This is a genomic window from Haloarcula sp. S1AR25-4, from assembly GCF_031624555.1.
GTDB classification, from domain to species: domain Archaea; phylum Halobacteriota; class Halobacteria; order Halobacteriales; family Haloarculaceae; genus Haloarcula; species Haloarcula pellucida.
Genome location: NZ_JAMQOR010000002.1, coordinates 890,031 through 911,275 on the forward strand (window position 1 = coordinate 890,031; position 21,245 = coordinate 911,275).

The 21,245-nt window shown below is 69.6% G+C and carries 16 protein-coding genes and 1 other RNA gene; 6 read left to right on the forward strand and 11 right to left on the reverse strand.

Translation table 11 applies throughout. The features are described from left to right. Positions 1 to 3: 3 nt before the first annotated feature. From NDI85_RS13170 to uvrB, 7 genes are all read right to left on the reverse strand, one after another. A complete protein-coding gene (locus tag NDI85_RS13170; RefSeq protein WP_310916039.1) occupies positions 4 to 921 on the reverse strand; it encodes an SAM-dependent methyltransferase in 918 nt (305 codons plus the stop codon). Further along, positions 918 to 1,889 (reverse strand): cobalt-precorrin 5A hydrolase, encoded by a 972-nt coding sequence (cbiG, locus tag NDI85_RS13175; protein WP_188995752.1) that lies wholly within the window; start codon positions 1,887 to 1,889, stop codon positions 918 to 920. The genes NDI85_RS13170 and cbiG overlap by 4 nt, the downstream gene beginning before the upstream one ends. A gap of 195 nt (positions 1,890 to 2,084) precedes the next feature. Next, positions 2,085 to 2,969, reverse strand: a complete 885-nt coding sequence (locus tag NDI85_RS13180) for an SAM-dependent methyltransferase (protein ID WP_310916040.1) — start codon at positions 2,967 to 2,969, stop codon at positions 2,085 to 2,087. Beyond that, entirely contained in the window at positions 2,966 to 3,751 is a 786-nt protein-coding gene (locus NDI85_RS13185; protein WP_310916041.1) for a cobalt-factor II C(20)-methyltransferase, read from the reverse strand. The genes NDI85_RS13180 and NDI85_RS13185 overlap by 4 nt, the downstream gene beginning before the upstream one ends. Next, positions 3,748 to 4,332, reverse strand: a complete 585-nt coding sequence (gene cbiT, locus NDI85_RS13190; RefSeq protein ID WP_310916042.1) for a precorrin-6Y C5,15-methyltransferase (decarboxylating) subunit CbiT — start codon at positions 4,330 to 4,332, stop codon at positions 3,748 to 3,750. Before cbiT ends, NDI85_RS13185 begins: the two co-directional genes overlap by 4 nt. A gap of 64 nt (positions 4,333 to 4,396) precedes the next feature. Further along, the gene (locus tag NDI85_RS13195) at positions 4,397 to 5,932 is read right to left on the reverse strand and encodes an ATP-binding protein (RefSeq protein ID WP_310916043.1); all 1,536 of its coding nucleotides are present in this window, start codon (positions 5,930 to 5,932) and stop codon (positions 4,397 to 4,399) included. A gap of 94 nt (positions 5,933 to 6,026) precedes the next feature. Beyond that, positions 6,027 to 8,093 (reverse strand): excinuclease ABC subunit UvrB, encoded by a 2,067-nt coding sequence (gene uvrB, locus NDI85_RS13200; protein ID WP_310916044.1) that lies wholly within the window; start codon positions 8,091 to 8,093, stop codon positions 6,027 to 6,029. A 282-nt stretch (positions 8,094 to 8,375) separates the two neighbouring features. On the opposite strand from uvrB, the gene NDI85_RS13205 reads away from it, so the two are divergent. Then, positions 8,376 to 10,169: a HAMP domain-containing protein gene (locus NDI85_RS13205; RefSeq protein WP_310916045.1), complete on the forward strand. Its 1,794-nt coding sequence runs from the start codon at positions 8,376 to 8,378 to the stop codon at positions 10,167 to 10,169. Between the two features lie 177 nt (positions 10,170 to 10,346). Here the strand turns inward: NDI85_RS13205 and NDI85_RS13210 are convergent, their stop codons facing one another. From NDI85_RS13210 to rnpB, 3 genes are all read right to left on the reverse strand, one after another. Continuing rightward, entirely contained in the window at positions 10,347 to 10,961 is a 615-nt protein-coding gene (locus tag NDI85_RS13210; protein ID WP_310916047.1) for a rubrerythrin family protein, read from the reverse strand. 40 nt (positions 10,962 to 11,001) lie between these two features. Next, positions 11,002 to 11,997 carry a matrixin gene (locus NDI85_RS13215; RefSeq protein ID WP_188995739.1) on the reverse strand — a complete coding sequence of 332 codons (996 nt, stop codon included), beginning with the start codon at positions 11,995 to 11,997 and terminating at the stop codon, positions 11,002 to 11,004. A gap of 47 nt (positions 11,998 to 12,044) precedes the next feature. Further along, an RNA gene (rnpB, locus tag NDI85_RS13220) (RNase P RNA component) lies at positions 12,045 to 12,459 on the reverse strand. Between the two features lie 105 nt (positions 12,460 to 12,564). Here rnpB and NDI85_RS13225 point away from each other — a divergent pair. From NDI85_RS13225 to NDI85_RS13240, 4 genes are read left to right on the forward strand one after another with little or no spacing between them, the layout of a single operon-like run. Beyond that, the gene (locus tag NDI85_RS13225) at positions 12,565 to 16,467 is read left to right on the forward strand and encodes a transglutaminase-like domain-containing protein (RefSeq protein WP_310916049.1); all 3,903 of its coding nucleotides are present in this window, start codon (positions 12,565 to 12,567) and stop codon (positions 16,465 to 16,467) included. A 17-nt stretch (positions 16,468 to 16,484) separates the two neighbouring features. Next, positions 16,485 to 17,090, forward strand: coding sequence for a hypothetical protein (locus tag NDI85_RS13230; protein ID WP_310916051.1), 606 nt, complete (start codon positions 16,485 to 16,487; stop codon positions 17,088 to 17,090). Then, positions 17,087 to 18,340 carry a DUF58 domain-containing protein gene (locus tag NDI85_RS13235; protein WP_188995733.1) on the forward strand — a complete coding sequence of 418 codons (1,254 nt, stop codon included), beginning with the start codon at positions 17,087 to 17,089 and terminating at the stop codon, positions 18,338 to 18,340. The genes NDI85_RS13230 and NDI85_RS13235 overlap by 4 nt, the downstream gene beginning before the upstream one ends. Further along, positions 18,340 to 19,833, forward strand: coding sequence for a hypothetical protein (locus tag NDI85_RS13240; RefSeq protein WP_310916053.1), 1,494 nt, complete (start codon positions 18,340 to 18,342; stop codon positions 19,831 to 19,833). Before NDI85_RS13235 ends, NDI85_RS13240 begins: the two co-directional genes overlap by 1 nt. Position 19,834: 1 nt before the next feature. Here NDI85_RS13240 and NDI85_RS13245 read toward each other — a convergent pair whose 3' ends face one another. Continuing rightward, positions 19,835 to 20,794 carry a MoxR family ATPase gene (locus tag NDI85_RS13245; protein WP_188995730.1) on the reverse strand — a complete coding sequence of 320 codons (960 nt, stop codon included), beginning with the start codon at positions 20,792 to 20,794 and terminating at the stop codon, positions 19,835 to 19,837. A gap of 174 nt (positions 20,795 to 20,968) precedes the next feature. Here NDI85_RS13245 and NDI85_RS13250 point away from each other — a divergent pair, with 174 nt between their 5' ends. Continuing rightward, the gene (locus NDI85_RS13250) at positions 20,969 to 21,211 is read left to right on the forward strand and encodes a hypothetical protein (protein ID WP_188995728.1); all 243 of its coding nucleotides are present in this window, start codon (positions 20,969 to 20,971) and stop codon (positions 21,209 to 21,211) included. The last annotated feature ends 34 nt before the right edge of the window (positions 21,212 to 21,245 follow it).

Consider the following 21,245-nt stretch of genomic DNA (forward strand, 5'->3'; position numbering starts at 1 on the left):
AAGTCAGAAATCCTCCACGTCACGCCCGCCGCGCGGGGTGACGAGAAAGTCGCGGTAGTCGTTCTCCCAGACGTCGGTCTCGTGGGTGCCGACGAGGATGGACGACCCCATCCCGCCGACCTTCTCGTCGTGGTCGGGCAACGCACCCAGCGTCGTGATGGTCTGTGTCTCGCCGTCGACGTTGCGGCCGGCCTCGCCGCGGCCGGCGTCGTTGATTATCGCGGCGGGCACGTCGTCGGCCCGTTCCTCGCGCAGGACCGAGACGGCCCGCTCGTAGTCGCGCCAGCAGTTGTACAGGACGACGACGAACCCCGAAATCGCGGCCGCCCGCAGTTTCTCCTCGATCTCGTCCCAGCCGCGCCACTTGTCCGACAGCGAGACGGTGCAGAAGTCGTTCGAGAGGGGGGCGCCGAGGTTGGCCGCCCCGCCCAGCGCCGCCGTCACGCCGGGGACGATTTCGATGGGCACGTCGCCGGCGTCCTCGGCCTCCGCCATCGTGAAGAGGAGGTCCGATTTCCCGTAGACGTTCGGGTCGCCGCCGGAGACGTGGGCCACGTCCTCGCCGTCGCGAACGCGCTCGAAGGCCTCGCGGGCGAGTTCGACCTGCCGCCCCATCGAGGACCGGACGAGTGTCTGCCGGGTGCCGTCGGGGCGTTCGAGGACGGTGCCCGCCTCGTCGACGCCGGTGTCGGCGCTCGCGTCGAGTTCGGCGCTCTCGGGCGGGAGGGTCCCGTCTCGCCGGAGGAACTCCTGATACAGGTTCGAGGCGATGACACAGTCGGCGGTCCGGATAACCTGCTTCGCTCGCTGGGTCATGTCGTGGGGCAGGCCGGGGCCGATGCCGACGACGGAGAGCGTGCCGTACGCCGACCGCCGCCCGTCGGTCGTGGTCGCGGCCGACGCCTCGTCGGCCTCGCTCATTCGCCTATCGCCACCGTTACCGCCTCGTCGTAGCGCGTCTTCTCGGCCAGCAGGTCGTGGTCGCGGCCGCCGGCGATGGCCGACGCCTCGGCGATGCCCGGCCACCCGATGAGTTCCTTCGACCGCGAGGGAGTGGGCCCCTCGAACTCCGAGAGGGTCTCCTTCTCGAAGGCGACGACGCCGAGGTCCCACGCCTCGGCGGCTTCGAGCATCCCTTCCTCGTCGGCTTTCCGGGTGCCGGTGGCGACGAAGTCGACGTCAGTGCGGTCGAGGCCCGCCTCGTCGAGGGCGCGGTCCCACGCGGCGTGGAACTGCTCGACGTCGGCCCCGGCGACGCTCCCGGTCCCCAGCACCACGCCGTCCTCGCCGTTGCGCTTCAGGACGGTCACGTCGTCGTCGACCAATACTGCTCGCGGCCCGTCGAGTCGCTCGACGGGGCCGAGTTCGTCGTCCAGCACCGCGAGGTTGGTCGCCACCGTCGAGTCGCCGTTGACGACGTGGGAATCGAGGGCCTTCGCCTGCTTCTCGACGCCCTGCTTGCCCGCCGCCTCGCTGGCGGTGGTCATCGCCGGCACCGCGCCCATGGAGGCGAGGTCGTCGGCGACCTGATTCGCGCCGTGGTGGCCGCCGGTGATGGGAATCGCCCACGTCAGTTCCTCGTCGACGACGCAGATGGCGGGGTCGTCCCACTTGTCGTCCAGCAGGTGGGCGGTCTTGCGCATCGCGATACCGCTTGCCATCAGGCCGACGAAGCAGTCGTACTCGCCCCAGTGCTCCTCGAAGACGTCACCGTGGTACGCCAGAATCTCGATGGAGTCGTAGCGGTCGCCGATGCCGTCGACGATTTGCTGGGCGGTGTCCATCTTCCGCTCGAAGGCGACGATGGCGATGTCCTCGGCCACCTCGCCGTCCGAGTCGGGCGCTTTGCAACTGTTCGAGCCGCTGTCTGTGTCGTTGTCCGTACTCATGAGAACCTCTCGGCCGGTGACGCGACCGCACGTGACTGCCGGCCGGTCAGCCACGCAGGGTGGACTGAAAGGGGCCGGGCGCTGGAGGAAGCACGACGACGCGAGGACCGCAGGCCGACGGCCGAGGACCGCGGCGAGTCGCGCGACTCCAGCGTCCGGGGGCTTTCTGGCTGTACGCGGTAGCAGTGGACCATCCTAATCGTCGGCCTCCCCCGTCGAATCAGACGACCCATCCGCGGAACGGTTCGCCCAGTCGCCGTAGAGGAACGAGCGCTCGTAGTCCTCGCCGCCGACGGCGTCGCCGACGACGACCATCGCGGAGGCGCGGTACCCCGCAGCTTCCAGTTTCTCGCCGATGGTGGCGATGGTGCCCTCCACGACGTCCTCGTCGGGCCACGAGGCGTGGTACACCGCCGCGACGGGCGTCTCGGGGTCGTGGCCGTCCGCCAACAGTCGGTCCATCGTCTCGCTGACGGCGTGCGTTCCCAGATAGATACACGTCGTCACGTCGCCCATGCCGACGAACTCCGAGATGTGGTCCTCGTCTTCGCTCAGGGTCTTCCCCTGCGGGCGGGTAAAGGCGACGTGGTTGGCCACCTCGTTGAGCGTCAACTGCGTCCTGAGGGTGGCGCTCGCGGCGAAGGCGCTCGTGACCCCGGGGACGATGTAGGTCGGGACCCCCTCGTGTTCCAGCGCGTCCATCTGTTCCAGCGCGGCCCCGTAGATGGCCGGGTCGCCGCTGTGGAGGCGGACGACCGTGTCGCCGGCCTCGTAGGCGTCCCGCATCAGTGGAATCAGCTCCTCTAAGTCCTTGCCGATGGAGGTCACCGTCTCGGCGTCGGCACAGTACTCGTCTAAGAGTTCGCTGTTGACGAGCGACCCCGCGTGGACCACGAGGTCGGCGTCGGCGAGCAGTTCGCGCCCAGCGACGGTCAGCAGGCGCGGGTCGCCCGGCCCGGCACCGACGAAGGGGATGCCCGCCTGTTCGTCGCCGGCGCTGTGGTCGTACACCCGGTCGTCGCGGTTGCCGGCGACCGAGTCGATGGCCTCCTGCGGGTCCGTCTCTCCGGCGTCGCTCATCGGTCCACCTCGTCGCCGCACAGCGCACCCTCGGAGCGTTCCTGTCGGGCGATATCCTGCGCACCGCCGTCCGAGACCAGACCGCTCTCGTCGCTCGCTTCGAGGAACGCGTCGGTCGCCTGTTCGACGCGGGCCTCGGGTTTCTCGGCGTAGGCCAGCGTGTAGTAATCCCGTTCGTCGATTGCCGTCGGGTCGTCGGTGACGAGCGTCTCGCCCTGTTCCATGAACAGGCGGCGGCCGTAGGTCACGTCGTAGCCGGCCTCGACGAGGCCAGCGTGGGTCGCCGGCGCGTCGGTCACCTTGAACAGCACCATGCGGTCGGGACCGGTCGGCGACCGACCGCCGTCGGCCTCTCTGAGTGCGAGACTGGACCCGGCGGTTATCTCGACGCCCAGCGCCGTCGCGAACGCGGTGACGGCGCTGACTCCCGGGACGACTTCGAGGTCGACCTCGGGGTGGAACGCCGCGAGCGTCCGCCGGAGGTGGCCGAAGGTCGAGTAGACGTTCGGGTCCCCCAGCGTGACGAACGCCGCGTCGCCGTCGCGGGCGGTCGTCGCTATCTCGGCGGCCGCCTCCTTCCACGCCGACCGGAGTTTCTCCTCGTCGCGGGTCATCGGGAAGTCGAGGTCGCCGATGCGGTCCTCGGGGACGTGTTCGGTCGCCACCGACCGGGAGAGTCGGCCGGGCGAGTAGACCACGTCGGCGTCTTCGAGGGCGCGTTTCCCGCGGACGGTCACGAGGTCGGCCTGTCCGGGACCGAGGCCGACGCCGTAGAGCGTCATCGGTCGCCCTCCGTGCGGCCGCCGTCTGCGGCGACCGCCTCGCTCGCGCTCCCGACGAGCATGTACACCGGGTTCTGCGAGTCGAAACTCGTCGCGCCGGCGAGTTCGTAGCCGTGGCTCACCTGGAACTGGAGAACCCCCTCCAGCAGGTCGCGGTCGCGAAACGCCTCGGTCGCCGCGCCGGCGACCTCCAGCCGTGAAACGTTCATCACGACGCGGTCGACGCCCGTCTCGACGGCGTGGTCGAGGACGGCCTCGTAGTTGCGCGACCCGCCCAGAAAGAGCGCGTCGGCGTCCGCTGGCAGGCCGTCGGGGGCCTCGGCTTCGCGCAACTCGACGTCGGCGCTCGTCTCGTTTGCCGCGAGGTTCTTCCGGGTCACGTCGAGACGGTCGGGCTTCCGTTCGAGGGCGGTGACCCGACCGGCGCGGCGCGCCGCCTCGACGGTGACCGCGCCGGTACAGGACCCGACTTCGACGAAGTGGTCGTCCGCTGTGAGCGCGAGTTTGCTGGCGAGGACGGCCCGGACCTCCGATTTGGTCGGGCCTGCCTTCGCGTCGTGGGGAAGCGAGACGCGGGACATCACGCTATACAACTGCAGTAGCGCCTAAAACAATTTTGGTTGTATTAGTGCAAGTCGAGGTTGGTTACTCGTCCAGCCACCGCCGGCCGTGACGGTACAGCACCGCGAGGGTCAGGCCCCACAGCAGGTGGCTGGCGAGCGTCGTGGCGGCGACGTTCGGCAGCGGTGCGGGGATGCCGACGAGGCGGAGCCACAGGGGCATGACCAGACCGGCCGCGACCAGCCACAGCGCCACCGCCCAGCCGACGGCAGTCCCGTAGTAGCGGACGCGGGCGTCGACCGACCGCGGGACGAGTTGGACGAGTCCGGCGTACGTCAGCCCGAAGACGACGCTGTGGAACTCGTGGGTTATCCAGCCGACCGTGGCGTCCGTCGTGCCATAGAGCGCGCCGATAATGGGGACGGCGCCGCCGAGGACCTGCATCAACAGCCCCATGACCGCCCCCGCCAGTAGCGACGCGCCGGCGACGAGTCCGAGTCCGCGGCGCGAGAGTCCGTAGGATGTCCTCGGGTCGGCCCCGGTGGCGGCGTCCGTATCCGCCCGGCGTAAGGTCAGCGTGATAGTCGTCCCGGCCTCGTCGACCGCCGCGTCGACGCGCCCACCGTAACTGCCCGCGAGCAGGCGGACGAGATTCAATCCGAATCCGGTCGAACGCTCCTCGTACACCGCGACTTCGCCCCGGTCGACGAGTGCCTGCTGGTCGGCGGGGAGTCCGGGACCCTCGTCCGCGACGGCGATGGCGACGGCCGACTCGTCGGTGGTCACTCGGACCGCCACGACCGGCGCCTCGGCGTCGTCGTAGACGACGGCGTTCTCGACGAGATGGACCAGCGCGTCCTCCAACAGCGGGTTCGCCCAGACGGTGGCGTCCTCGGCCGTGGAGACGTCGGCGGTGATTCGGGCGTCGGGGTACCGCTGCCTGACAGTCTCCATGGCCGCCACCACACAGTCGGCCACCGGTATCGCGTCGAGCGCCCCGACCGCGTCCCCGTCGCGGGTGATGTGTTTCACGTTCTCGACGGTGGTCGCCACGTCGTCGGTCCGGCGCTCGATGGCGGCCGCGGAGTCGACGTCGTGGGTCCGCTGTAACACCTCCGCGCGGCCGCGGATGACGGTGACGGCGTTGAGTACCTCGTCGCGAAGGAGGCGCGTCACCATCTCCAGCCGACCGGTCTGGCGTTCGAGTTGGCGGCGCTGGCGGGCCGTCTGTGCCGCGTAGACGCCCGTGAGCGCGCCGCCAGCGCTCCCGCCGATGAGGAAGTTCGCGAGGTACGTCTGTGAGCGGACCGGTTCCATCGCGAGGTTCGTGTCGTTGGCAACGAGCGTCAGGACGACGAGGACGAGCATCGCCCCCACGCCCGCGACACACCACACTGCCACCGTGCGGACGAACGACCGCTCGAAGTCCCCGACGGCGAGGGCGACTCCGAACACCGAGAGTCCGAGCCCCAGCGCTAAGGGCACGAGACCGCCGACGAGGAACCGGAGCGGGTCGTCGTACGCCGCGAGCGTCACGGTGAACCGCGTCAGGAAGAAGCCGAGGGCGGCGACGACCAGTCCGCTCGGGGAGACTCGTCGGGAGAGAGAGGAGACATCCATAGTGAGCGTCGACGGCCAGTCGCTGACCGCCTCAGTTACACGTAGTTAGATGTATGACTGTTGATAAGTGTTGCCCCAAACTGTGCGCTGGCGGTCAGAACTCGTCGGCTCTGGGCGCGGGAACGCTGCCGTCGTCGGCCTCGGGCGCGTCGAGGTCGAACTCCGCGCGCAGGTCGCGGATGCGGTCGCGGATGTCCGCGGCGAGTTCGAACTCCAGATTGTTGGCGGCCTCCTGCATCCGCTCTTCGAGTTGGTCGACGCGGCGGGCCGCCTCGTCCTCGTCGGCCGGCCCGTCGCCGGCCACGTCGCCGGTGTCGGTCTTGCTCCCGGGGAGGTTCGTCTCGCCGACTTCCTTCTCGATGGTCGTCGGTTCGTAGCCGTGTTCCTCGTTGTACTGCTGCTGGATGCGGCGGCGGCGCTGGGTCTCCTCGATGGCCGACTGCATGGCGTCGCTCCGGTCGTCGGCGTAGAGGACGACTTCGCCGTTGACGTTTCGCGCGGCGCGACCCATCGTCTGGACCAGCGTCGTCTCCGAGCGCAGGAACCCCTCTTGGTCGGCGTCGAGGATGGCGACCAGACTCACCTCGGGGATGTCCAGTCCCTCCCGCAGGAGGTTGATACCGACGAGGACGTCTATCTCGCCCAACCGGAGCGAGCGGATGAGTTCGTGGCGCTCCAGTGTATCGGTCTCGTCGTGCATGTAGGCCACGTCGACGCCGGCCTCTTCGAGGAACTCCGTGAGGTCCTCGGCCATCCGCTTGGTGAGCGTGGTGACGAGGACGCGTTCGTCGCGGTCGATACGGTCGTCGATGCGGTCCATCAGGTCGTCGACCTGTCCCGTGGCCTCGGCGACTTCGACGGCAGGGTCCACGAGGTGGGTCGGGCGGACGATCTGTTCGACGACCTGCGCGCTCTCCTCGCGTTCGTAGTCGCCGGGCGTCGCCGAGACGTACAGCGTCTGGTCGGTCTTCGCCTCGAACTCCTCGAAGGTGAGCGGACGGTTGTCGAACGCGGTGGGGAGGCGGAAGCCGTTCTCGACCAGACTCTCCTTGCGCGATTTGTCGCCCGCGAACTGGCCGCGAATCTGCGGGATAGTCTGGTGGGACTCGTCGATGACGGTGAGGAAGTCATCGGGGAAGTAGTCAAGCAGGGTGTAAGGTGCTTCGCCGCTCTCGCGGTCCGAGAGGTGGACCGAGTAGTTCTCGATGCCCGAACAGTAGCCCGTCTCCCGCATCATCTCTAAGTCGAACGTGGTCCGCTCCTCGATGCGCTGGGCGGCGACGGCGTCGCCCTTGCGGTCGAAGTAGCGGATGCGTTGTTCGAGCAGTTCCTCTATCTCCTCGATAGCCCGCTCCAGTCGTTGCTCGGGAATCGAGTAGTGTTCGGCCGGGTGGATGAGCGCGGCGGGTTCCTCGCGGACGACCTCGCCCTGTAGCGGGTCGACCTTCAGCATCCGGTCTATCTCGTCGCCCCAGAACTCCACGCGCAGTGCGTAGCGGCCGTACATCGGGTATATTTCCAGCGTGTCCCCGCGCACGCGGAAGGTGCCCTGCGTGAAGTCCACGTCGTTGCGCTCGTAGTTCAGGTCGACCAGACGGCCCAGCAACTCGTCGCGCTCTATCTCCTGTCCCACTTCCAGCGAGAGGGACATATCGACGTAGTTGCGCGGGTCACCGAGGCCGTATATCGCAGAGACCGACGCGACCACGATGACGTCGTCCCGGGTGAGAAGCGACCGGGTCGCGGAGTGTCGCAGGCGGTCTATCTCGTCGTTGATGGAGGCGTCCTTGTCGATGAACGTGTCCGTCTGCTCGACGTAGGCCTCGGGTTGGTAGTAGTCGTAGTAGCTGACGAAGTACTCGACGGCGTTGTCCGGGAACAGGTTCCGGAACTCCTCGTACAACTGGGCGGCCAGCGTCTTGTTGTGGGCGATGACGAGCGTCGGTTGCTGTATCTCCTCGATGACCCACGAGACGGTGTTGGTCTTGCCCGACCCCGTCACGCCGAGCAGGGTCTGTCTGTCCATCCCCTGCCGGTAGCCCTCGGCCAGTTGCTCGATGGCCTCGGGTTGGTCCCCGGCGGGGTCGAACGGCGCGTCGACGCGGAACTCGCTGTCGGCGTCCGGGCGGTCGATGGAGAGGGGGCCTCCGGCGTCGCTCATTGTGTGGGGGTAGGGCTGGAGCGACTTGAGGCTAGCGAGGGACCGAGTGAAACGAGGTCCCTCGGGATGAGCGAGCGGCGAAGCCGCGAGCAGTAGCGAGGGTCTGAGCGAAGCGAAGACCCTCGACGAAGCGCAGCGGGGAGCGAAGCGACGCGGTGACCGGAGACCGACGAGTGATGACGAGTTACATCATATCGGTATGTAGTGCTACGTGCGTGAGACGGTCCCTATAAATCATATTTACAGTAGGATTTTATTACCCCGAATTACGGCGCATTCACCATGTCAGGCACCGATACAGGTGGGGGAATAAGCCGAGTCGTCCCGGACGTGGTCCGGCGGCGGTTTGTCCGCAAGTACTTCGGCATCGTCGTCGTGGCGATGCTGTTGACGGCGGTCGTCGGCGTCGCCCTCGGCGCGAGTGCGACGGCGACGCTGAACGGACAGGTCGAACAGCAGGTGGCGTCGACCGCGGGGTTACAGGCTGACAGTCTCGAAGGATGGATCGACGGGTTGCGCCACCAGACGCGCACCATCTCGGAGGCCCCGCCGTTCCAGACCGGTCGGACCGACGGGGTGGCGGCGTACCTACTGAATCGACTACAGAACGCCCGCTCGGACATCGTCGCCATCCACTACGTGAAGAGTAGCGACGCGACGGTCGTCGAGAGCACCGAACAGGGGATGAGCGGGACGGACCTGCAAGCGGCGGGCGTGCCGTGGGCGACGCGGACCGAAGAGATAGACGCGACGACGGACACCGTCTCGACCGTCGTCGTCGCGGACACGCCCTACGAGTCGGCCACCGACGAGACCGTGGTCGCGTTCATCAGTGCGCCGCCGCAGAACACCGAACACGTCGTCGTCGTGGAGGCGGCGCTGTCGGCCGGGGGCGCGTTCCAGCAGACCACCGAAGGGGCGTTCACTACCGTCCACAACGGGGACGAGTCGCTGGTCTACGGGCAGGACCACGCCGACGCACCGGTACCCGACGGAGCGATAGGGAGCGAGTCGACCGGAGTGGCGGCGCTGTCCGGGTCCGTCGTCGGCTACGCACCCGTCGAGGGGACGGACTGGACCGTCGCCACGCACGTCCCGTCCCGACAGGCCTACGCGCTCCGTGACCAGTTGCTGACGACCATCGCCGCCCTCGTCCTCGTTCCGCTGGTGGTACTGGGCGCGGCGACGGCCGTCTTCGGTCGGCGGACCGGGTCGGCACTCGAACGACTGACGAAGAAAGCCGAACGGATGGAGGACGGGGACCTCGACGTGACGTTCGACCGCCAGCGGGCGGACGAAATCGGTCGACTCACCGCCGCGTTCGGGAACATGCAGGCCGCGCTGAAAGAGGAGATAGCGACGGCCGAGCGGGCACGCGAGAAAGCGGAGGTGTCACGCGCGGAGGCCGTCACGATGAACGACTACCTGCAGGAACGGGCCGACGAGTACTCGGAGATACTGGCGCGGTGTGCGGCCGGTGACCTGACGGTCCGGATGGACCCCGACGGCGAGAACGACGCGATGGACCGAATCGCCGCGGACTTCAACGAGACGCTGTCGGAACTGGAAAAGACGACCGGTCAACTCAAGCGGTTCGCCGAGGAAGTCGCCGAAACCGGCGAGACCATCGAATCGAGCGCCTACAGCCTGCAGGACGCCTCCGAGCAGATAGCCGAGTCCATCCAGACCGTCTCCATCGACACCGACGACCAGCGAGCGAAACTGCAGGCGGCCACAGAGGAGATGGACGCCGCCGCCGCGGCGCTCGAACGCCACGCCGACGAGCGAGACATCGACGTCACAAAGCCGATAGCGAACGTCGAGCGCGCGGCGGCGACGCTGTCAGACGTCGCCGAGGGCACCGACCAGACGACTGCCGAGGCCGAGACGGTGGCGGGGGCCGCCGAGGAGCAGGCCGCCGAACTGACCGAGGTGACCCAACAGGCCGATAAACTCCGGCGGTACGCGACACCGCTCGGCGACGTCCTCGGTCGGTTCAAGACCGACGCGGAACGGGAGTTCTACTTCCCGAGCGGTCCCGGGAACGTCGAGGACGCGCCGGCACCGGAGGAGTAGCGAGCGGCGAAAACAGCGAGGGACCGTCGGTCCCTCGGGCAGTCGGGCGGCACCGTCGCCAGACGACGAAGTGAGCGGCCCTCGAAGACGCACAGCGGCGAAGCCGCGAAGAGAGCGCGGACCGTCGGCGTGACGCGGCGACCCGAGGGTCTCCGGAGAGCAGTGGCGAAACGGGGCTCAACAGACCGGCTTCGGGTTGACGCCCAGTTCTTCGAGCGTCTCGAAGTAGTCGTCGTAGGCCGCCGAGACGACGGCGACGGCGGCGGTTTCGGCGGCGTCCCAGTCGTCTCCGTCGGCACACGTCTCGTCCAGCAGTTCGGCGGCGTCCTCACGCAGGGCCTCGACGTCGTTGCCGGCGCTCCGGAACGTGCTGGCGGTCTGGGGGTCGGCCTGTCCCGTGAAGAACCCGGTTAGCTGGCCCTTCGTCTTCTCGTCGACGAGCGTCCAGCCGACGAGGCCGCCCAGTCGCTCGACGGTGTCGGTCAGGTCGGAGAGCGCGTCGTGCATCGCGAAGTCGCGGTCGGCCGGGTCGGCGCCCACCCCGTCCAGTCGGCCGGCGGCGTCCTCGGCCGCATCGGCAAAGAGGCCGGCGGCCGCGGTGTCGCTCTCGTCGTCGGCCCACGCCGAGAAGGTGTCGTGGGCTGCCTGCTCGCGCGCGGCAGCGGCCGCACGCACGGCGGCGGGTTCCATCTCGCCGCGAGTGTCGGCGTACAGCGTCTTCGAGGAGCCGAGTCGGGAGAGTTCTGTCTGCTGGTCGTCGCGGACGGATTCGATGAGATCGTCGGCGGTCATAGGGGCGACTCCGCCCGGCGCGGGCTTGAAACCGTCGGACCTACCCGTGCCACGCGCCCCGGCGCTGCTCGTAGCTGGCGTCGGTGAGACGGGCGGGCAGGCCGTCGTCGCCGAGGACGCCGAGCAGTTGCCGGGCGACGTGCCAACTGGTCGCCTCCGTATCGAGGTCGACGAGCAGAATCTCGGCGCGCGTGTACGTCTCGATAGCGCCGTCGCGGTCCGGGTCCGCCCCTTCGACGAGCAGGCAAGAGCCCGCGTCGCTCCGGCACTCGCTCGACGCGACAGGTCCGACCACCACGTCAGCGTCCTCGGGGGCCGCCACCAGTTCGACGGAGACGTTCGACGGGACGGCCCCGTCGGCGCCCTCGGTCACGTACGCAAGCGCGTAGGCCACCTCCTCGCGGTAGGCCGCCCGCTCCTCGGCCGAGAGACTCTCGTTTCGAACCGCGACCGTCAGCGTGGTGTCGTTCCACGGGACCGGGCGCTCGCTGGCGTTCGGTCGCGGGAGGGTCGCCAGCGTTCGCTGGTGGCGCATCACGTCTCTCGGCGGGTCGCCGTGGCGCAGGCCTAGCAGGTGCCCCACCTCGTGTTCGACGATCAGTCGCGTCGACTCGTCGGCGAAGCCGCGTCGTATCGACACCTCTGCCGGGCGGTCGACCCGCGTGGAGGCGGTGAGCCGCGGCGCACACCCCGCGGAGTAGTCGGACTCGCCGCAGTCGGTGACCGTCTCGACGAAGGTTATCTCGACGTCGGGCGGTCCTTCTGTGGGCGTCTCGCCCGATTCGAGGACGCGAAAGTCGACGGTGAAGCCGGCGTACTCCGGTGCATTCGCTTCCCAGTAGGCCAGTCCGTCCGCGGCGAGCGCTCGCTCGCGGGCGGTTCCGTCGACGGCGACGGTCACCGTCTCGTTGGCGAACGGGTGGCCGCGCTCGACGAGTTCCGACGTCGAGTCAAGCGCCTCGGACGCGGCGCTACACCCGGCCAATCCGCCCAGCACCAGACACAGCGCTATCGCACCCGCCAGTCGTCGGTCCATCGTCTGTTGGTCGACCTGTCGCTATTAGTCGGTTCTGGCCACAAATCGGCTGCGGGGAGTAAGCCCCCTTCTGTTCGGGCCGGCATTCGGCTCAGCGGCCGCGTCCAGCGCTCGCGCGCGGTACCGGACTACCTGTCGACGCGGCCTTGCACCGGTGAGGATTCGCCGTTCCATCGGTCCGTCACAGGCGTCGGACACCGGACGGTGCCCCACGGTGGCCCTCGGTGGGTTATCTCTCCCTCGCTTCCGGGTCGAGGCGGTGTCACCGCCTCGAATCGCGGCACGGAGTGCCGCACACGCCCCGTCGCTCGGGATTCGCGCACCTCATCGGTCCTGTGACGACGTGTCGTTGCTGTTCCATAGCCGACGGTCTCCCGCCCCGGACTTGCGTCCGGTCACCCGTCCAGCAGGTGGGGGGACTTTCCTCATGCCTCTCGGCACGGGAGCCGGCCTCCCGCTGCCGGGCGAACGTAGGCGACTGCCGCCGATAAGGCTTACCACCCCGTCCCGCGACGAGATATCGTGCGTTGAGTCGTCCCACATGCTTTTCATGTCAGGGGTATTCGCATGCGTCAGACAGCAACTGTGGACGCGAACCGAGTGCTATCGGTGACGCTGGCACTCCTCTGTGTCGCGAGTTTCGGTCTATCGGCACCCCTGCTGAGTTCCGGGCCAGTCGCGACGCCGTCGGCCGCCGGAGCGGGACCGTCCGGCGACGCCGTCGGCGCATCAAACGGGGACAGCGCGGCGACGCCACCGTCCGGGGGGCAGTCGAGCGACGCCGACAGCCAGCCGACCGGAGACAGACAGAGCGGGGACACCAGCGGGACCGACGGGGCGGACGACGAGAACAGTGCGGAGACGAGCACGACGTGGGACGAATCGGGCCTCGAAGGAGCGCTGTCACAGTCCGCGGACGGCGGCCTCGGTGCCCGAAGTCAGTCCGAGACAGGGACGTCCAGCGGTGAGAGCGGACAGTCCGGAGCGGGCGGGTCCGGCGGATCCGGGTCGGCTGGAGCGGCCGGTGCGGTCAGCAACTGCACGCGGGCCGACGCCGCTCGACTGGGCCTCAACGACCCCGCCGTCGTCGCCGACGTGGTCGGCCAGACCTGTGCCATCGGCCCGCAGGAGGACCCCTACTGGCGGACCGTCTCCTACGCGCGCTACACCGGGTCGGGGTGGCAGGCGAGCGACGCGGAGCGGTCCCGGCCGGCGAGTGACTACCCGCGGGCCGGACAGCAGGTGCGCCTTCGCTATACCGTCGTCAACCAGACGGCTGCCGTCCCCGTGCCGTGGCGACCGGAGGGTGTCGACGGCCTCGACGCCGACGGCGTCGCGACGACGGGCGCAGGGGTCGAACCGGCCTCGGCCGCGCTCCCGAACGGGACCACCTACACCGCGACGGCGACGCTCCCCGGATGGTCCACCGAGGACCTCCAGACGGCCGGGCGGGCGTACCCAGCGGACGTAGAGCGGCGCTACACGCAGATGCCCGCCGACACGCCCGACCGCCTGCGGACGCTGACCGACGAGGTCACGCGGAACGCGACGACGCCGTACGAGCGTGCGATACTGATCGAGCAGTGGCTCCAGACCGAGAAAGCCTACTCGACGCAGATAGTCCGGCCCTCCGAGCACTACGCGACGACGTTCGCGACGGAGATGGAGCGGGGGTACTGCATGTACTTCGCGAGTACGATGGTGGCGATGCTGCGAACGCAGGGCGTCCCGGCCAGATACGTACAGGGGTACGCGCCCGCCTCGGGCCGGGCCGACGACGGGAGCCTGCGGATAGACCGCTCGAAGGCCCACGCGTGGGTCGAAGTGTACGTCCCCGAAACCGGGTGGGTCACCTTCGACCCGACGCCGGCCGACCGGGAGGCACTCCGGGAGTCCGGGACGACGCAGGCGAGTTTCGACCGCCCGGAGACGGACCCGAACTTCGCACGGACCGACGCCGACCGAGTCCGACAGACCGCGGCCGACCGGCCACCGGAAGTCGACGCGGACGTGCGACTCGACGGCCGGGTCGTCCCGGGCAACGAGATACAGGTCGTCGTCACGCTCGGCGGCCAGCGACTCGGCGACGCGCTCGTCACGTTCAACGGCGAGGCCATCGGTCGGACGGACGGTCTCGGCCGTGTGGACGGCGTCGTCCCTTACGCCACCCAGTTGAACGTGAGCGTCTACAAGGCGCTACGGCAGGCCGAGGGTGGCGACAGCGGGAGCCAACAGGGCGGGTCCGAAGGGAGCCAGTCGGGTGACGACGGCCAGCAAGGCGACGGTGGAAGCGGAACACAGAGCGAATCCGGCGGAAGTGGCGCCGGCCAGTCGCCCTCGGCGGCCGCCGGGAGCAATCCCGAATCGGTCGGCCTCGGCGGTTCGATAACGATTCCCGACTCGAAGGTCCTGTACCACGTCGACGTCGTCGCGGTCGAGAACACCAGCGAGGGCGACGAGACGAACGCCCTCTCCCGTGGGTCGTTCCCCGACGAACGACCGTCGCCGGAGTTCGCCCAGCAGACCGGCGACGGCGGCGGCCGAGAACTGAACACGACCATCGGTCTCTCCTCGATAGCGCGCCGGACGCCGGGGACCAACGCGACGGTTCGAGCCGAGATAGAGGGGGTTCCGGTCGCCGACGCGACGGTCCGCGTCGACGGCGTGGCGGTGACCACGACGGACAGCGACGGCACCGCCTCCGTCCGAATCCCGTATCAGGAGTCGTTCACCGTGACGGTCACGCGCGGCGACGCGGAGGGAGCCCGGACCTACGACGACATCGACACCGACGTCGACGTGACCGCGTCCGGCCTCTCGAACGCGACGACGCAGACCCCCGGCACCGAGACCACCGTTCGGGCCGCTATCAACGGCGTTCCGGTCCCGAACGCGACGGTGCGAGTGGCCGGCGACATCGTCGGCCAGACGGACGCCGACGGCGAGTCGACGGTTCGAGTGCCCTACGACGAGCAGTATCGAATCGTGGTCCGGCGGAGCGGGGCCGACGGGGCAGCGGCGTTTCGCGGCACTGACCTGAACGTCTCGCTCGACGTCGGCGAGGCCCGCCGGCCCGGCGAGACGGTTCGGGTGGCCGCCGCCGTCGACGGCGTGCCGGTCCGGCAAGCGACGGTCACCATCGGCGGACAGCGGGCGGGGCGTACCGACGACGAGGGCGTCGCCGTCGTCACGGTACCGTACGTCCGCGACGGCCCGCTGACCGTCTCGCGGGGCGAGGCGACGGCCGAACGGGCGTTCGCCGTCCGCTCGAACACGTCGCTGACGCTGGCACGGGACCCCGTTCCCGGCCAGCCACACCGCGTGACGGCGACGCTGGCCGGCGACCCGTTCCGCGGCGCGACGGTCCTCGTCGACGGCGAGCGACGGGGGCGGACCGACGAGAACGGGACGGCGACGGTGACGGTGCCCTACCGCGAGCGGCTGAACGTGACCGTCAGGCGCGGCGAACTGAGCGCCGCGGCGGACGCGCCGCTCCCGACCGCGATCAACGTCTCGCTGGAGGGGCGAGCGATTCCGGGACAGCAGGTGACCGGGAACGCCACCATCGCCGGCCATCCGGTCCCGAACGCCACCGTACTGCGGGGTGACACTGCCGTCGCGCGAACCGCCGCGAACGGGCGTTTCGTGGCGACGGTCGCGCTACTGCCGCCGCGGCCGTCGTTCCAGCGGACGGTCCAGCGGGGGGCCACACGCGGGCACACCACTGGGCCGCTGTGGCCCTTCTACGGCGGCGCGGCGGCGCTCCTCGTCGGTGCCGTGGTCGGCCTCATCCGGCGGTACGGACTGGTCGGACAGGCCGCTCGCGGCGGGGCGGCGACGGCGGGGCTGACCCGGCGGGCGATTCGGTGGGTCGTCGACGCCGTCCTCGCGGCCGGTGAGATGGTCGCGGCCGTCGGTCGGACCCTCGTCGACGCCGTCCGCCGAGCGAGCGCGCGAATCGAGGAGGCCATCAGACAGGCACCGACGGTGGTCGCCGCGCTCGGGACGCTCCTGACCGCGCTGGCCGCGTGGCTCCGCGGCCTCCCGGCGGCGCTCCGTGCGCTGCCGGGCCGCCTCCGGGCCGCGCTCGCGGCGTCCCGTACCGCCGGGGGCGCGGACGACGCGGCGACGACGGAGGCCGGACTCGTAGCCGCGGCCGCCGCCGACCCCGACGCGCCCGACGAGACGACGATAGCGACGGTCGTCGAGGCGTGGGTGGAACTGGCCGAGCGGACGCCCGGGGCCTCGCTGACGGAGACGCCGATTCGGGTCGCCTCGGCGGCGAAGTCCCACGGCTATCCGTCCGAGCGAGTCGAGCGGATAACCGACGCCTTCCGCCACGTCAGATACGGCCACTACCCGCTTGACACCGACACCCTCGCGGCGGTCACCGAGGCTGCGACCGACCTCGGAAGTGACGACGACGGGGCAAGCGACGGCGCCGCGGCGACCGAGGGGGGAGACGCGTGATCGGAACGGTCTTCCGGGTGAGTAAGCTCGCCGTCGTCGTCGGCCTCGTCAGCGCCGCGTCGACGGCGCTGCTCCGACCGGCGCTGTATCCCCCGGAGTTCCAGCGGGCGCTCGCGCTCGTCCCGACGGACTCGGCGTTCGTCTGGCTGGGACTCGGGACCGTCGCCGGCCTGTTCGCCGGGACCGTCGCCGTCTTGCAGGCCCCGACCCGCCGCCCGGCGTTCGACGTCTCGGACCCCGAGACGGCGGCCGCGAGCGACGAGGGAGTGATGCAGCGGGACCTCGACGAGCGCATCGAACGGCTGCGAACCGAGGGGACCAGAGGCGACCTCGACCCGGCGCTCCTGCTCGAAGACGTCCGCGAGGCGGCGGTCCCGCTCGTCGCCGACGCGTATCAGGAACGCCCCGAACGGGCGCGAGCGCGGATCGAATCCGGGGAGTGGACCGACGACGCCTACGCCGCGGCGGTCCTGAGTCCCGACCCCGAGTTCCGGCCGTCGCTGCTGACACGGGTCTGGGAGTGGTTCCTCGGCGACAGAGCGGCCGCCCGTCGAATCGGACGCGTCGAACGGGCGCTGTTGGCGCTCGCGGAGCGAGACCGACAGCGGGAGGGTGACGGATGACCGATCCGACGGCAGAGCGGACCAACCGCTATCGCCACCTCGTCGGCGCGATACTGGTCCCGGTCGTCCTCGGTGTGGCCCTCCAGTCGCCCGTCGTCTACGCGACCGGCGCGGTCCCCATCGTCTACGTGCTCTACGGCGAACTGACCACGCCCGACCCGGCGACCGACCGCCTGTCGGCCGAGCGAACGCTCGACCCCGAGACGCCCGCGCCGGGCGAGTCGGTCACGGTCACGCTCTCGGTCACCAACACCGGTGCCGACGCCGTGACCGACCTCCGCGTGGTCGACGGTGTCCCCGGGGAACTGGGCGTTACCGAGGGGAGCCCCCGGAAGTCGCTCTCGCTCGGCGCCGGGGAGACGGGGACGGTCGCCTACGACGTGATCGCCAAGCGCGGTACGCACGACTTCGGCGACCTCACCGTCGCCTCCGTGGGCCTGAGCGGCGAGTACGACAGCAGAGGGACCGTGCCCGTCGAGACGACGCTCCGCTGTGAGGTGCCCGTCGAGGACGTGCCGCTGACGAGTCAGACCGCCCGGCGGGCCGGCCAGATACCGACGGACATCGCCGGCGAGGGCATCAGTTTCCACAGCACCCGCGAGTACCGGACCTCCGATCCGGCCCGACGCATCGACTGGCGGCGCTACGCCCGCACGAACGAACTCTCGACGGTCGAGTATCAGGAGGAACACGCCGCGACGGTGGTCCTGCTGGTGGACCGGTCGGCGGCCGCCGATACCCGGACGGAAACCGACCGGCCGACCGGGTCGGAACTGTCCCTGTACGCCGCCGAGCGGACGTTCTACGAACTGCTGGCCGGCGGCAACCGCGTCGGCGTCGGCCTCTACCCCGACCGAGTTCGGGCGCTCGACCCCGGCGTCGGGGCCGACCACGCCGCCACCGGCCGGGAGCTGTTTGCCGACGCCGAGACGGTTGCGGACCGCAGTTCGGTGTCGCCGGAGCGGGACCTGCTGGCGTGGGTACCGGCCTCGGCGCAGGTGGTCCTCGTCTCGCCGCTGCTCGACGACGAGATGGTCGCCCTCGCGAAACGACTCGCGGCCCACCGACACGACGTCAGCGTCGTCTCGCCGCGACTGGCCGCGACGACGACCGTCGGGAAGGCGGTCAGCACCGCCGAACGGGCACAGCGCGTCCGGGTGCTAGAGGAGAGCGGTGCCCCGGTCGTCGACTGGGACCCCGACGAACCGCTCCGTCTCACGCTGGAGTCGTTCGTCAGGAGGTGGCTCTGATGGGCGGTCACGACCCCCGACCGCGGGTCGGCGGGACCCTGCTCGCCGCGGGTCTCGCCGCGCTCGTCGCCGCCGTCAGTATCGGCTCCGTGGCGACGGTCACGCTGACCGCCGGCTGCCTCGGCGCGGCGGCGGTGCTGGCGGTGGCCGCGCGACTCACGGACAGCGAGACGCGCGTGGCGACACTCGTCGGGAACGTCGCCGCGCCGGTCGGCTACGCCGCCGCCGTCGGTCTCGTCTGTTACTGGTGGTACCTCGGGTTCACCGACGGCGGGGTGTCACAGCCGCTCGTGGGTGTGAAACTGCTCGTCCTCCCCGGCCTCGGTCTGTTCCTCGTCGTGGTGGCGTTGGCCCGCCAACTCTCCTTCGTCGAGGACAGCGAGGGGACCGGTCTCGCCGGCACCCACCGTTCGCTGGTCAGCCAGTCGATCCTCACCGTCGCACTCGTGCCCGTGATCGGATGGGTGGCGTACCTCCCGCCGACTCTGCGGCCGACGGCGGTCGTCTCCGTCTGGGAGCGACTGATCGCGGCGCGGGCCGAACCAGTGCTGGCGACGACGCTGGTGCCGGGACTGGTCCTGCTGGTCGTGGTGCTGTGGCGGTTGCTGCTCGTCCGCGTGGAAGCGCTCGACCTCCGGTCGCCGCCGTCGGCCCGCGAGGGCCGTGACTGGGGGCGCTTCGGCAGCAGTCTGGTCGGTCTCGGCGCACTGGTCGCACTCGTGGCCATGTTCGTCCGCCTCGGGTCGCCGACCGTCGGAATCCCGTTCCTCGTCGGCCCGCCACTGCTCTATGACGGCCTCGCCGTCGCCGTCCTCCTCGAAGCGGGCCTGCTCGTCGTCACGTCCGTGCTGGGCCTGATACGCCGTACGCAGAGCGACACGCTCGCGAATCTGGCGACGGAACAGAGCGGGACCGCGGTCGTGGCCGTGGCGGCGTTCACCGCCCCGTTCCCGTCGCGGGCCGCGCCCGTCGTCGACAATCTGGTCCGCACTGTGGACCAGCTACCCAACGAACTCGCGGTCCGGGCACTACTTCTCGGAGCCGTCGGCCTCGCGCTGTTCTCGCTGGCGCTCACCCTGCGGTTGCTCCTCGGCGTGGCCGACGGGTTCACGCGGAGCGAGGGGCACACGGCGCGGGTCCGTGGTGCCGCGGCGCTCCTGTATCTGGGCGTCGTCTTGCTGGCGCTCCGGCACGGCCGGCCGCTGCTGGCACTGGGCGGTGGCGTCGGCGCGATTCTGATCTGGGACGTACAGGAACACGCCATCGTCCTCGGGCAACAGGTCGGGCGACGGCTGACCGTGACGCGACCGGAGGGAGCGCACTTCGTCGGCAGTCTGCTCGTCGGCGGGGTCGGTGCCGGCGTCGGTTACGGCGTCACCGCGGCCACCGACCGCTCGCTCGCCTCGGCGTTCCCCAGCGTCGTCCTCATCGGGACGCTGGTGCTGGCGATTCTGCTCGCCCTCCTGTGGCTTCCGCGGGTCGAGGCCGACTGACCTACTCGGCGCCGTCCACGTTGGGAACGTCGAGTCGCTCGACGAGTTCCCGGACGATGGCCCGTTTGTCCCGGTCGTCCATCCGGGCCTGTGCGGTCAGGACGAGACGGTGGGCCAGTGCCGCCGGCGCCACCGTCGTCACGTCGTCCGGCGTCACGAAGTCCCGGCCATCGAGGACGGCCCGCGCGCGCGACACCTCGAACAACCGCTGTGTCCCGCGCGGCGAGACGCCGGTGTCGACCGCCGGATGTGAGCGGGTCTCGCGGGCGAGGTCGGTGATGAACCAGCGCAGGTCGTCGTCGACGGTCACCGACTCCGGTAGGCGCTGTATCCGCGTGATCTCCTCGGTCGTTACCACCGGATCGACGGTCGGTGTCGACGACTGTCGGTCCGCCCGTCGGTCGATGAGGTCCTTCTCGCCGCTCCGGTCCGGATAGCCGATGGAGTCTTTGAACCAGAAGCGGTCGACCTGTGCCTCCGGCAGCGGGAAGGTCCCCTCCTGTTCGACCGGGTTCTGCGTGGCGATGACGAAGAAGGGGTCCGGCAGGTCGTGTTCCTCGCCGTCGACGGTGACCTGACCCTCCTCCATGGCTTCCAGCAGCGCCGACTGCGTCTTCGGCGGGGCACGGTTTATCTCGTCGGCAAGCACCACGTTCGCGAAGATGGGGCCGGGGACGAACTCGAACGTGCTCTCGGCGTCGTTGTAGATGTTCGACCCCGTGATGTCCGCCGGCAGGAGGTCCGGCGTGAACTGGATGCGCGAGAATTGGAGTCCCAGTGCGTTCGCGAAACTGTTCGCCGTCAGCGTCTTGCCGGTCCCCGGCACGTCCTCAAGCAGGACGTGCCCGCCCGCGACGACGCTCGTCATGATGGTCTCCAGAAACGCCCTGTCGCTGATTACCGCGGCCCCCACTTCGTCGATAATCGACTGTGTGTGCGTTCCCGCTTCGGCGACGTCCATATACTGTTGGACGAACGGACCCGGATATACGTACCGACGGTTTCGAGGAGTGTGGCCCTCGCGCGTGACCGTCGAATCGCCGAACGGGTTGATCGGGCAGGTCGTCGGAGAGTGGCGTTCGATACGAAATCGACGGTCCCGAAAACATAACGTAATCGCCCTCGACGCCCCCGTATGCGCGACCGCATCGCGGCGTTCTACTACGCCAACCTGTACGGTGAGTGGGAGTCGATGACACGCTGGGTCTGGGTGTACGGCCACGTCTCCATCCTGTTCGCGACGGCGCTCGCCGGGTATTCGGTCGCTCGGGAGCGGTATCTGTTGGCGCTGTTGCTGGTCCCGTTCCCAGTGGTGTACCTCTACAAGCGTTACGAGAAGGCGAAGACGTACACGGTACAGGCGGATACGCCGGTCTGAGACAGAAGCGTGCGAAGAGAGGCGGCCTGCGATG